12 protein-coding genes are annotated in these 12,956 nt (G+C 32.0%); 4 read left to right on the top strand and 8 right to left on the bottom strand.

Translation table 11 applies throughout. The features are described from left to right. Positions 1-1,268 (bottom strand): DUF885 domain-containing protein (locus tag AAC053_RS11765; RefSeq protein ID WP_339756763.1); only part of this gene is annotated, 1,268 nt, incomplete at its 3' end. Between the two features lie 297 nt (positions 1,269-1,565). Here AAC053_RS11765 and AAC053_RS11770 point away from each other — a divergent pair. Further along, complete coding sequence (locus AAC053_RS11770) at positions 1,566-1,871, top strand: hypothetical protein (protein WP_339756765.1); 306 nt, start codon at positions 1,566-1,568, stop codon at positions 1,869-1,871. Here the strand turns inward: AAC053_RS11770 and AAC053_RS11775 are convergent. Next, entirely contained in the window at positions 1,844-3,229 is a 1,386-nt protein-coding gene (locus AAC053_RS11775) for a mannosyltransferase (RefSeq protein WP_339756768.1), read from the bottom strand. The genes AAC053_RS11770 and AAC053_RS11775 overlap by 28 nt on opposite strands. An 82-nt stretch (positions 3,230-3,311) precedes the next feature. Here AAC053_RS11775 and AAC053_RS11780 point away from each other — a divergent pair, with 82 nt between their 5' ends. Then, on the top strand, positions 3,312-3,740 hold the full coding sequence (locus tag AAC053_RS11780) for an SRPBCC domain-containing protein (RefSeq protein ID WP_339756771.1): 429 nt from the start codon (positions 3,312-3,314) through the stop codon (positions 3,738-3,740). On the opposite strand, the gene AAC053_RS11785 is transcribed toward AAC053_RS11780, so the two are convergent. The 5 genes from AAC053_RS11785 to AAC053_RS11805 all read right to left on the bottom strand — a co-directional run bounded on the left by AAC053_RS11785 (position 3,737) and on the right by AAC053_RS11805 (position 9,519). Next, a complete protein-coding gene (locus tag AAC053_RS11785; RefSeq protein WP_339756795.1) occupies positions 3,737-5,227 on the bottom strand; it encodes a cellulose synthase family protein in 1,491 nt (496 codons plus the stop codon). The two genes, AAC053_RS11780 and AAC053_RS11785, sit on opposite strands and share 4 nt — an antisense overlap. Beyond that, positions 5,227-5,916: a glycosyltransferase family 2 protein gene (locus tag AAC053_RS11790; protein ID WP_339756774.1), complete on the bottom strand. Its 690-nt coding sequence runs from the start codon at positions 5,914-5,916 to the stop codon at positions 5,227-5,229. The genes AAC053_RS11785 and AAC053_RS11790 overlap by 1 nt, the downstream gene beginning before the upstream one ends. 32 nt (positions 5,917-5,948) lie before the next feature. After that, entirely contained in the window at positions 5,949-7,538 is a 1,590-nt protein-coding gene (locus AAC053_RS11795) for a 4Fe-4S dicluster domain-containing protein (RefSeq protein ID WP_339756777.1), read from the bottom strand. Between the two features lie 62 nt (positions 7,539-7,600). Then, a complete protein-coding gene (locus tag AAC053_RS11800; protein ID WP_339756780.1) occupies positions 7,601-8,158 on the bottom strand; it encodes a transposase in 558 nt (185 codons plus the stop codon). Between the two features lie 62 nt (positions 8,159-8,220). Continuing rightward, positions 8,221-9,519, bottom strand: a complete 1,299-nt coding sequence (locus tag AAC053_RS11805) for an FAD-dependent oxidoreductase (protein WP_339756783.1) — start codon at positions 9,517-9,519, stop codon at positions 8,221-8,223. A 483-nt stretch (positions 9,520-10,002) separates the two neighbouring features. Between AAC053_RS11805 and AAC053_RS11810 the strand changes: the two genes are divergently transcribed. Together AAC053_RS11810 and AAC053_RS11815 are read left to right on the top strand one after the other, a co-directional pair. Further along, positions 10,003-11,013, top strand: coding sequence for a glycoside hydrolase (locus tag AAC053_RS11810; RefSeq protein WP_339756786.1), 1,011 nt, complete (start codon positions 10,003-10,005; stop codon positions 11,011-11,013). 518 nt (positions 11,014-11,531) lie between these two features. Continuing rightward, positions 11,532-12,263: a metallophosphoesterase family protein gene (locus AAC053_RS11815; RefSeq protein WP_339756789.1), complete on the top strand. Its 732-nt coding sequence runs from the start codon at positions 11,532-11,534 to the stop codon at positions 12,261-12,263. Here the strand turns inward: AAC053_RS11815 and AAC053_RS11820 are convergent. Then, positions 12,264-12,956: TIGR04283 family arsenosugar biosynthesis glycosyltransferase (locus tag AAC053_RS11820; protein ID WP_339756792.1), on the bottom strand; the 693-nt coding region annotated here is incomplete at its 5' end.

Raw genomic sequence — 12,956 nt, forward strand, 5'->3', positions numbered from 1 at the left:
AATACATTATATGTTGAAGCATCTGGTATAGGAACATAAAAAACACCTGGTCTTTTACCATCCATAGAACCAGGATTATACTGTGCACTTGCTGAAGCTTCTCTAAATTTTTCTGTTTGTTTTACAATAAAACCTGCCTTTGGCTTATTTGAGAAAAGTTTTTTTAATTGTGGCTTCATTTTATTATGGATAACATTGAAATTATCAATTATTTCTTGCGGATCGGTATAGGGCATTAGCTCTTTATTACCTCTTACATAATTAAAGAATTCTTTTAATTCACCGTTAAAACCAACTTGCTGTTTCACCTTTTCCATTTCAGTCAAAATTCGGGTAACTTCCTTTAAACCTAAGTCATGAATTTCATCAGCTGTCATTGTCGTCGTTGTATAGAATTTTATAGCATGGTTATAATAGGCTTTGCCATTTGGGATATCAGAAATTCCGCTACTTTCTCTCCCAGCAGATAGATAATTAGACTTTAAGAAGAAAGCCATAGATCTAAATGAAGGCAAGAGCTTTTCCATTAATATTTTGGTGTAAGCTTCGGTTAATTGTTCTTTATTTTCTGATGAAAAACTATCAGGAAAAGCAAGTATTGGTGCATAATATAAATGTTCAGAAACGTCAGTAATGCCTTCTGCAGACGTTTTTACAGTGGTGAGAGCATCAAACTGCGGTATAACCTTTGTGATAAGAGATTTTGGTAATACGTAGCCTTTTTCAATTCCCTCTTTCATTCGTTCTTCTGCAGTTTGTAACCAAACATTATATTGGTCTAATCGTTTTAACCAATTGTTGTAATTTTCTACCGTTTTAAAAGGCTGCGCACTAGTGCCACTTGCCCATTGTGTCATAATTAAATTTATTGTCCACATTTGATTAATAGGCATATACACATCATTCTTAAAACTATATTGCGCCAATGCCATTTTACAATCCCATGCCATTACTGCTTTGCTCATTTGTTCACTTTCTGTAAGGTCAGAATCTTTAAAATCTTCTAATTTTGAAACGTATTTAGTATGAAAAGCATCACGTTCTCTCTGATAGCCATCTGATAATACATTAGGAAAAGAATCATCAAAGCGGCTATCTCCTATGAAAGTAGCATCCGTTGGGTTTAATTTTAGTTTTCCTTCGCTGTAGTTTTTTAACAAATCTGCAAATTCTGAATTTTTCACAGGCACGTTTTCCTTTTTTGGTTCTTCCTTGCAAGAGATAAACAATAGGTTGAAAATTAAAAAAATAGTAAGAACTTTTTTCATTATGGTTGGTTTTTAGTCGATTAAGTTACAATTATTAATACAATTTAAAAGGATTAATTTTTAAGTTTTTGTGCTTTTGATATAAGTTTTTCTGTGAAAATAATGTCTTTAAAGCAGATTCTGCGAGCAATACTTAAATGAAATTGATTCTAGATGTTCATATAATTTTATTTAGGGAATTACATTCCTTTGGTGCAGTAAGAAATTTAAAAGACAGAAGAAAAGATTTTTATAATGTGGTGTGTGTAAACCAATAAATAGTATATTTAATAGAAATTAGCTCCTAGAATTTAAAAAATGAAACCAAAAGATGTACATCTAAAACGAGTAATAGTTGATTTTAAAAAGCTCACTCCCGAAATTCTAGCACTCCTAGTTGAAAAGTATCCTTATGGATATGATGATGGTCATGTGGTATCGTTTAAGAATGCTAAAAACGAACTCATTGAAGCGGTTGAAGTCACAACTGATGATACTAAGTATCTAGTGAAAGTAAGCTCAAAGCTAGAAGCTACTATGGAAAATTATGATGAAGATGATTACGAGGATTTTGATAGTGATAACCCTGAAGCTGTTCAACCACCAGAGGATTTAGAAGAATAAATTTCAATTCGTTTTTTTAACAGAACTTCCCATATAAATGCTGAGAAAACAATAAGATATTCTAACCCAATAACCCATAGATTTTCCGAATTAGAAGAATTAGAATAGGCTAAATAACTAAGAATAAGTGCAACTGACCATACTAAAGGAAATTTATAATTTGTAAACACACAAAGTATTACCACAGTAGCAATATACCAAGGGTGTACAGTTGTACTTAAAAATAAATAACACGTAAAAGCTAAAAGTATTGAAGCGGTTAATTTGGGAATCGTATTATTCTGTCTAAACAAGGAAAAACCTAGAATAATCAGTAAAGAAACAATTGGAAGCACTTTTCCAATAATAACAATTTCGTTGTATCCAGTTATTAAAAAACCAATTTCTCTAGCCACATAATAGATGCTAGCATTAAACTCAAAATCACCAAACCAGAGACTTACAGTTTTTGAATAGTTACTGACGAATTCCATTGAAAAAAAAGGAATGAAAAATAACAACGTAGTTGCTCCAACAATTGAATAGAATAATAAGAGTTTTTTTATTCCTAAAAGTTTATTTTCTTTTTTTACAAACCACCAAAAGAACAAAGGAAGAAACATTAAAGGAATTAACTTCACAGAAATAGAACAGGCCAAAACAACAGCGGCCCATTTCCATTTACCAGAATGTAATAAATAGAGACTCCAAACTAAGAAGAAAATCATTACACCTTCAAAATGCAGGTTGCCAGTTAATTCAATTATTATAAATGGATTTAAAATATACCAAAAAATTCTATATGAAGGTAATTTTAAACGCTCTAAGAGTTTCTTTCCAAAATATAGCGTTCCTATATCTGCGGCAATAATTATAAGTCGTAAAACAGTTACTGAGCCCAAAATACTCTTGCCTGAAAACAAAGCAGCTATAAAAAAGCATAATTGATTTAGCGGTGGGTAATTTGTGAAATGTGAAGCGCTTAATGCGCCCATTCCATTATATAATTCTTGAGATTGAGAAACGGGAAACAAACCATTAGTGATAAAATAATCTGGTGTGTATAGATATGGGTTATAACCTTCAAAAATCAAACGTCCATCCCAAATAAAGCGATAAAAATCTTGAGACAAATTAGGAATTGCAAATAAAAACAAAAGCCGAAATAGTATGGCCGAAATAACCAGAAGCCTATAATGAAAGCCTATTGTTTTTATAATTTGAAATGCAAATGCAACTAAAGAAATGTAGAGCAATAACAACTTTATGATGTCTGTTCTCACTAAATCATATGCAAATGACAAGTAAAAAAGACTACTCAATAAAATAAAGAGGAGCGGTGTTTTATGGTACTTATATAAGTTGGCTAGTCCAAGCATAAAATCAAAGATAGAATTATTTAATACCTAGAAATAGTTGCATCAAAAAAGATTAATAACTTTAAACAAAACAATTTGTCTTATGAGTTATTCGATTTATCACGATTTAGTTATAAAGAGCGACAAGCTCAGTGTTTTTAAAGCCATTTCTGAACCCGATCATTTAGAAAAATGGTGGCCATTAAAATGTTCTGGAATTCCACAAGTAGGAAAAGAATACAACTTCAACTTTACTGACACCTATGATTGGTATGCTAAAGTACAAAACTGTAAAACTTTGGAGCATATCCATTACAAAATGACGAAATCTGATGCCGATTGGGATTCTACATCTTTTGGTTTCGATTTAAATGAAGTTGAAACAGGAATACAAGTAAAATTTTGGCATATTAATTGGCGAGAATGCAATTCGAATTTTAAAAAATCTTCCTTTTGTTGGGCAATGTTATTAAATGGATTAAAAAACTATTTGGAATTAGATATTATAATACCCTTTGATAATAGAAGCTAAATCTTAGATCTCAAAGAATTAAAAAACACATAACCGAAACCAATAAATAGCATTAAGTGAAATGGAAACAATCCAAAATCACCTCCTTGGTCACCAACAATAAAAGCACTATATAAACCAAAACCAAAGTAGAGCATTAGAATACCTTCTATAATAACATGAGGTGACAATTTTTTTCTCAAATATTTATTGTCTTTCCAAGAATCTCTAATTGTACTAATATTAAATTTTGGAGTACGAACAAAGTCACTTCGTTTACCAATATGACCTTCAATTACTGCAATAGAATTATGAAGAGAAAAACCCATCGCTATTGAGAAAAAGGTAAAAAACATACCAACATACCCAAAGAATTTTTTAAAGCCACTACCATAAATGCTTCGATACATAAACCAATAGCATACAAAGAAAATAATAGTACTCATTACAAAGAAACTCATTATGTAAAAGTAATTTCTTAGATGTTCATATTCATTTTTTATATATAGCATTGGAATACTTAAAACGGCAACAGTGAAAATACTTAAAAACATGGTGCTATTCAATAAATGAAGTAAGCCATGAATTTTAGTTTTTGTAGAAATGTTTTTAGACTTTATAACTCGCCACATCATCTTTCTAAAATTTTCGGCTCCACCTTTATTCCAACGAAATTGCTGAGAGCGTGCAGCACTAATAGCTACAGGTAATTCTGCAGGAGTTTCAACATCCTCAAGATATTTAAATTCCCAATTTTTAAGTTGTGCTCTGTAGCTTAAATCTAAATCTTCAGTAAGTGTATCTCCTTCCCAGTTACCAGCATCTATAATGCAATCTTTTCTCCAAATACCAGCAGTACCATTAAAATTAATAAAGTGCCCTTTACTATTTCTACCTACTTGCTCAAGTGTGAAATGTGCATCTAAAGCAAAAGCTTGAATTTTAGTAAGTAATGAGTAGTTTCTATTAATATGTCCCCAACGTGTCTGAACAACACCAATTTTTTTATTTTTAAAATAAGGGATTGTGCGTTTTAACCAGTTTGGTTGTGGTAAAAAATCCGCATCAAAAATAGCAATGAACTCACCTTTGGCAATTTTCAACCCTTCTTTTAAGGCTCCAGCTTTAAAGCCACTTCGATCAGTTCTTGTTATATGTTTTATATCTAAACCAGTAACCGCTAATTGTGCTATATGAGCTTTAGTTGTTGCAATAGTTTCATCGGTTGAGTCATCTAAAACCTGAATTTCTAACTTGTCATTTGGGTATTCAAGTAAAGCAATATTATTTAGCAGACGATCCATTACATACATTTCATTAAAAACAGGAAGTTGAATAGTAACGTATGGTATTTCTTCACTTTTTGACAAATCGAAAGTATCGCAATTTTTTCTTTGTTTTTTTGAAGATAGATAGTTGTAAAGCAAGTTTAACTGTGCCAGAGCATACATAAAAATCAGTACTATGGCAATAGTGTAAATTACAATTATGGCATATTGGAGGTAGATCACTTAAAACTATATTTAAAAATCCATGTTAGGATTTTTACGCCTGCAAAGATAGCCCCTTTTATCGTACCTGAAACTTTTGAGACACCTATTCTGTTTCTGTAATTCACGGGAATTTCTCTATAACTTAATTTTTGTTTCAAAGCCTTAAGCTGCATTTCTACGGTCCATCCAAAAGTTTTGTCTTCCATGTTTAGCCCTAAAAGCTTATTATATTTAATAGCTCTAAATGGTCCTAAATCTGTAAATGCAGAACCAAAAAATAGTTTCATTAAACTTGTTGCTAGCCAGTTACCAAAAACCTGAGGCACTGTCATTGAGCCTTCTTCTCTAAGCTCTTTAACTCTTGCACCAACAACAAAATCGATATTGTCTTCAATTATAGGTTGAATAATTTTAGTCAACTCTTCTGGATAATCACTATAATCTCCATCTAAAAACACAATAACATCCGGTTTCTGTTCTTGTTCTGCTATGTAAGTCATACCTTTTAAACAGGCATAACCATAACCTTTTTTGTTTTCAATTAAAACTGTTGCTCCTGCGTTTTTAGCATTTAGTTCTGTATTGTCAGTGGAGTTATTGCTCACCACAATAACTTCATCAACACTAGAAGGTATATCTTTTATGACAAAAGGAATAGAATCTGCTTCATTATAAGCAGGAATGATGACTTTTATGATTGGCATTTAGCTAGTTTGAAAGTGCAAAAGTAAACTTCTTATTTTTCATTTACCAATTCCATTAAATCAACATCGTTTCCTAATAAGATTTCTGTTGGATTGATACGACCTTTCATAGAATCATTTTCTAATTTTAAAACACCTCTTGGGCAAACCGCAGCACAAATACCGCAACCAACACAACTAGAACGCACAATATTTTCACCTTTTTGAGCATAGTGTCTCACATCAATTCCCATTTCACAACTGTTAGAACAGTTTCCGCAAGAAATACATTGTCCGCCATTAGTGGTAATTCTAAATTTTGAGAATAAACGTTGCTGAAATCCTAGTATTGCTGCCATTGGGCATCCAAAACGGCACCAAGAACGGTTTCCTAAAATAGGGTAAAAACCTGTGCCAATAACGCCAGAAAATATGGAGCCAATATATATTCCATACGCAGATCTTAGCGTACTGGCTTTAATATAAAAGATATTATCAGTAGTTCCTGTAAAGTGCATAATTAATAAGGCAGCAATAACCACAAAGAAACCAATAGCGCCATATTTTACGTCTTTACCAAACGCTTTACTTTTAAAGAGCATAACACCTGCAAAAACGAGCGTTAAAAAACTAATAACTAAAACGATGAAAACACCTCTGGTTAGCCAAAAATCATTCTTGTCGTAACCTAAATACGTGTATATTATTGCTGTTGTCATCACTACAGAAAAGACTAAAATGGTATGGACTAGCCAACGTTCTAATTTCCAAGCAGACATTTTTTTAGAGGATAATTGTCTAAACGAATCTCCTGCTGTTTCTGCTAATCCACCACAGCCGCAAACCCAAGAGCAATACCAGCGCTTACCAAATTTATAAGTCAAAATAGGTGAAATCACAAAGATTGTAATAATACCAAAAAGGATTAAAGCAATACCAATATTACCTGTAGAAAGAAACCCTTTTACAGACCATTCGTCAAAAAGATAGTAATTAAGTGGCCACATAGATTTTAAATCATAATATGGTAAATCGTTATTCATAACATACATAAATTCGGGAATCAAAAATGCAAATCCTAATTGAAAAAACATGACAGAAACCGTGCGTATTTGTTGATAGCGATTGTGTCTGTATTTTAACATGAATTTAAAACCAAAGGCTAAAATAGCAACTGTGTATAGCGTTCCGTAAACAGACCATTGGCTTGCTTGTCTTCCGCTTAACAACTTACTTAAAGGATCGAATAAGCTTATTAAACCTGTGTTTTCAGCACCATCAGTTCCTAATCCTAAATATTTTGGAAAGAAGTAAAGTACAATGTAAAACGTTGTTAGAATAACACCAACTATCCAACCCCAAACACCCCTTGAAGAAATCGATTTAAACCAAACGCCATCATTTTTTATGCCTTCTAATTTAGTTAAATAGGCTTCTCTAGAATAGACAATTATCCCAACAATTATTAGCCCTAATGAAAGTGTTAAGAATAAACCTTCGTTGGGAAAATTTGTATTGAAAAGCGCAAGCGTTAAAATAAACAACCCAACAATTCCTATTGCCAATGCCACTTTTTGTTTGTTTGTAATGTCAACAGCATCAGGTTTTGCTAAAGACATACTATGATTTATTTTGTTGCTCATACTTGTTATGTTTAATTTTTTTAGACCTCACAGGTTTTAAAAACCTGTGAGGTCTTTACTTATTATTCTAATATTAGTTCTTCGTTTATATTTTGTTTGTTTTTAATCACATATATAAAATTATCAACACTTTCAAAAAGGTTTAATACAAATTCTCTATTAAGTTTAGTAGATTTATTTGATGTTAAAGCAAAATAAGAAGAGTGTGGGTATTCTAAAATTTTTGAAACAAAGCCATGAATAACTGCATTATTATTAATGTATAGAATTAGTACTTTCAGATAATCTTCATTTTTAATTTTAATTCGAGAAAATCTATCTTTAAAAAGACTTCCTGTCCGGTTATAGGATTTGTTAATAGCTTTTGCATAAGCATTAAATAAATTTGAAAAAGCTTGTGAAACTTGTTTGTTCTCAATATCTTTTTTAGTCTTTATTAATAAATGAAAATGATTTTTTAAAAGACAATAAGAAAATATTTCAGAAACAGGAATAATGTATTTTGATACTAGTTTTAAAAAAAAGGTATAATTTTTTTCTTCTAGAAAGATATCTTCTTTGTTATTGCCACAATTATAAATGTGATAGTATGTGTCTTCTGTTAAAGGTTCGTATTTCATTTTATATAAAGTTAGAATTAGACCTCACAGGTTTTTAAAACCTGAGAGGTCTAAAATGCGTATTATTGGTTTACAAATTGACTATTATATTTAAAGAGAATTGCGTTTTCAAACCTGGAATAAAACTCAGGATCGAAATTAGCTTCGGGCAAATGATTCATAACATAATCTACATCTCGTTTTTCAGTAAGCCAGATATCAAATATCTCATGACGCATACGAATTCCAAAGGTGTTAATCCCTAAGAATTCGTTGGTGTTTTTATCATAACAAACTGTGATGCATTTTGTGTCGTCGTCATGTTTCCAATGGAAATGAGCTTCATTTTCCCGTGGTTTTGCAAACACCCAACCATAAGTTTGATATTCTATATCTAAAAATTTAGCAGAGTTAAACCAATGTCCGGGTTTGTATTGCATTCTATTTCCGCAAATGGTTTGCGCTAATGTTTCACCCATCATACGTCCTGTGTACCAAACGGCTTCAATAGGTTTGCGTCCATTGATACCTTCATGTTGTTCTGCACAATCTCCAATTGCATATACATCTGGGATATTGGTTTCTAAATAACGATTTACTTTTACGCCTCTTCCTGTTTCAATCTCGGAGTCTTTTATAAAACTGATATTTGGAGACACGCCTGCCGTTAAACCAACTACATCACAAGCAATTTCTTCGCCTGTTTCTTGAATGATTATAGACTTTACCTTGCCATTTTCATCAGAAACTATTTCTTTTAGATTATTGCCTAAACGCAAATCTATATGATGGTTTTTTATATGTCTATTAATCATGGCACTTTCACCTTCGGGTAAAACAGCATCCCAAAAACTATCTTCACGTACTAAAAAAGTAACAGGGATATTTCGAGAATTAAGCATTTCGGTAAGTTCAATTCCAATTAAACCACCGCCCACAATCACAGCTCTTTTACACACTTCATTATTTGGTGCATGCTTTTCTAGGTTTTCCAAATCTTGTTTATGGTACATGCCCATAACACCTTCTAAATCTTGCCCTGGCCAACCAAATTTATTAGGTTTACTTCCTGTTGCAATAACTAATTTATCGTATTGAAGCGCATCACCTTCAGCAAAATGAAGTGTTTTAGATTTTGTTTCAACAGTTTTAACGTAGCCTTTCTTAAGTTCAATTCTGTTCTTTTTCCAAAACCAATCTTCATAAGGTTTTGTGTGCTGGAATGTTAGATGTCCCATATATACATACATTAATGCAGTACGCGAGAAAAAATAGTCAGTTTCAGCAGAAACAATGGTGATTTTTTTGTCAGAAAGTTTACGAATGTGTCTTGCAAGTGTTACGCCAGAGATTCCGTTTCCTATGATAACTATATGATCCATGAAATTTTATTATTAGTAAATGCTAAGTCGCAATTAAAGATAGAAACTTAATCTTAGTATTCAATTTAGATAGAGTTTAAATTAAGGAACCTTGTAAGGTTTTTGATTTTACTAAGACGTAATAAACCTTTCTTAAACCTTGTAAATCATACATTTTAAGTTCGACAGAAGTGTAGTTAATTAAGCATAAAAATTATGAAACTACATCTATTTTTACTTGCGTTACTTATCATTTTAGGTTTGCAGGCTCAAGATTTACCAAGCTTCTTCACAAAGTCCAACACGTTTTTAAGCGAGCATGTTAAGGATGTAAAATTGCCTATCCCGATATTTATAAAAATCAGCTAACAAAAATTTGAATATTGAAACCTTAGATACTAATTTTATTAGAGGGAACAATACAGGTCTTGGCGAAACATTTAACATAGGTTTACGAGCTCTGTTTTAGAAGATATTTTAAATTAGTCCCTTAATACTGTTTCTATGAACTATTTTAAGAAGCTTTTTTGGTGCATTTTATTTGCTATTTTATCGTCTTGTAGCGCACAAGTAGAGAAGATGAATGGTGTTAGTTTTGTTGCTTCTAGAGACGTTATCGATGAGAGTCATATAGATCCTGTTGTTAAAGTCAATGCTAATTATGCAGCTATTATGCCGTTTGGCTTTATAAAGGAATTAAGTCATCCCGAAATTATACACAATACAGATCGCCAATGGTTTGGCGAAACCAGAGCTGGTGCCAAGCAATACATTGAAGAACTCCGTAAGAAGAATATTAAAGTAATGTTAAAGCCACAAATCTGGATTTGGAGAGGAGAGTTTACAGGTTTAATAGAAATGGAGAATGAAGAAAACTGGAAACTTTTAGAAACGTCGTATTCAAGTTTTATTTTAGAATACGCAAAACTTGCCGAAGAGATAAGAGTAGAGGTTCTATGCATAGGTACTGAGCTCGAAAACTTCATTAAAAATAGACCAGACTATTGGAATACATTAATTGCAAAAATTAAGACGATCTATAAAGGTAAACTAACCTATGCAGCAAATTGGGATGAGTTTAAACGCACACCTTTTTGGGGTCAATTAGATTATATAGGAGTTGATGCCTACTTTCCTGTGAGTGATAACCAAACTCCAAGTTATAAAGACTGTATTGAAGGTTGGAAAACTCATAAATCTGAGATAAAGGCATTATCTGAAAGATACGATAGACCTATTTTATTTACTGAGTATGGCTATAGAAGTGTAGATTATTCTGGCAAACAACCTTGGGTATCAGACCGTAGTATGAATCAAGTAAATTTAGAAGCACAAGTCAATACCACAAAAGCACTTTATGAAACCTTTTGGAAAGAAGACTGGTTTGCTGGTGGTTTTATATGGAAATGGTTTCACGACTATTATAAAAGTGGTGGTGAAGACAATTCCATGTATACTCCTCAAAATAAACCTGTCGAGGACGTTATTAAAACATATTACAAAACTGAAGAATAAAAGACTTCTATTTAGTAAGGTTGTGAGAGGTTATCTACCAAGTGTAGTATTAACCAATATAGGAAACTTCTCAGATATTTACTCTTTCTATTCGCGATTTTTGCTTATTCACAAGAGTACAAAGTAGCGGATTTAAAAGTACAAGGGAATAAGAAACTAAAAAGTTCTTTTGTTCAAAAGCTATCAAACATTAAACCTGGAGTGGCTTTTGATTCTGCAGTGATAGTAGAAGGTATAGACTTATCAAACGCTTACCTTCCATAGCACATGCTTATTATGGTTTACGATTCTTGTATAAAAAATCTATAACGCTATTTTTAGAATTGATTATGGTATGGGTATTACTCCAGATTAGGCACAAGGATTCGTTTTTGGTATAGGACAATATTTTTAGTGAGACTCAAAACTAAAAAGAGTAAAACTCTCAGTATATTTTTTTAGTAGAACTAATCCCGATGCAAAACGAAATCTTTTTATTGCTAGTTTAAATACTTTAGTTTTGTAGAAAATAAATTAATATGCGAACACTTGCCATTGGAGATATTCATGGAGGACTAAAAGCTTTAATCCAACTTTTAGAGCGTGCTAACGTTACTAAAAATGATAGATTGATATTTGTTGGAGATTATGTAGATGGTTGGAGTGAATCGGCACAAGTTATTCAGTACTTAATAGAACTTTCTAAAATCAACGAATGTATTTTTATTAAAGGTAATCACGACGTTTGGTGTGAGCAATGGTTAGCTTCTGGTATTGTAAATGACATTTGGTTTAGACATGGAGGTAAAGAGACTATTGAAAGTTATGGAGGCTTTTCCAGAAAAGAGAAATTAGAACATCTAGATTTTTTTGAATCTATGCCTTTGTATCATATAGATTCCGAAAAACGACTTTTTGTACACGCTGGGTTCACCTCAATGCATGGTGTTGAAAAAGAACATGATAAGGTCAGTTTCTATTTTGATAGAACTTTATGGGAAATGGCATTGACTATGGATAACAGAATTGCAAAGAATTCTAAAATATATCCGAATCGCTTAAAACATTATTCTGAAATATACATTGGTCATACACCAACGATTAATTTTCTTAAGGATAAACCAATGAATGCAATCAATGTCTGGAATATCGATACAGGTGCTGCATTTACAGGGAAATTGTCTGCCATCGATATTGAAACAAAAGAGATCTTTCAAAGTGATATATTGAAAGTTTTATATCCTGATGAAATGGGAAGGAATAAGTTGTAATCAGTGAACATGCTTCTTATAATAAGCTAACATCTCATCAGCGGAAGCTCCAAACCAGCGTTTTACATAAATCGTCCAAAAAAGGTATTGCAATTTCCAAATACCTATTTTTTTATATAATCTAGCTGAGGTTCTAATTTTTTTATTGATAACTACAAATTGTTTTCTTGCATAGAGTTCATTAATAAGTATATTATCTTCATATATGATATAGTTTTCATCATAGCCGCCTATCTCATCAAAAAGTTCTCGTGTGATGAATTGACTTTGGTCACCTCCTCTGCAAGCGCGCCAAGAAAATCGTGTTAGCCAACTGGCTAAACGTAGCCACCAATGCTTACTATTAAATTGCATTCTAAAGCATCCTGCTTTGTTTTCTTTTTGGACTTCTTTTAAAATTAAATTATCGTATCTGTTTGGAGGAAATGAATCTGCGTGTAGAAAATATAAAACTGAACCTGTTGCTTTTTTAGCTCCTAAATTCATTTGTTTTGCTCTTCCTTTTTCTGAGTTTAAAAGAATGATATTTAAATCTAGAGCTTTTACGATGTCTTGAGTTCCATCAGTACTGCCGCCATCTACAACTATAATCTCTGAAATTAAACCTAATGAAGCATTATCAATTAAATGAAAAAGTAAGTCCTTTATTGTTGATGCTTCGTTTAATACTGGGATTATTATGGAAATTCTATT

Origin of the sequence: uncultured Winogradskyella sp. (assembly GCF_963975125.1) — a bacterium.
GTDB lineage: Bacteria > Bacteroidota > Bacteroidia > Flavobacteriales > Flavobacteriaceae > Winogradskyella.

Excerpts from the sequence above, each read along its gene's own strand:
- AAC053_RS11800 (WP_339756780.1), bottom strand. The coding sequence starts at position 8,158 with ATGAAATACGAACCTTTAACAGAAGACACATACTATCACATTTATAAT.
- AAC053_RS11780 (WP_339756771.1), top strand. The coding sequence starts at position 3,312 with ATGAGTTATTCGATTTATCACGATTTAGTTATAAAGAGCGACAAGCTC.
- AAC053_RS11810 (WP_339756786.1), top strand. The coding sequence starts at position 10,003 with ATGAACTATTTTAAGAAGCTTTTTTGGTGCATTTTATTTGCTATTTTA.
- AAC053_RS11805 (WP_339756783.1), bottom strand. The coding sequence starts at position 9,519 with ATGGATCATATAGTTATCATAGGAAACGGAATCTCTGGCGTAACACTT.
- AAC053_RS11790 (WP_339756774.1), bottom strand. The coding sequence starts at position 5,916 with ATGCCAATCATAAAAGTCATCATTCCTGCTTATAATGAAGCAGATTCT.
- AAC053_RS11795 (WP_339756777.1), bottom strand. The coding sequence starts at position 7,538 with ATGAGCAACAAAATAAATCATAGTATGTCTTTAGCAAAACCTGATGCT.
- AAC053_RS11770 (WP_339756765.1), top strand. The coding sequence starts at position 1,566 with ATGAAACCAAAAGATGTACATCTAAAACGAGTAATAGTTGATTTTAAA.
- AAC053_RS11775 (WP_339756768.1), bottom strand. The coding sequence starts at position 3,229 with ATGCTTGGACTAGCCAACTTATATAAGTACCATAAAACACCGCTCCTC.
- AAC053_RS11815 (WP_339756789.1), top strand. The coding sequence starts at position 11,532 with ATGCGAACACTTGCCATTGGAGATATTCATGGAGGACTAAAAGCTTTA.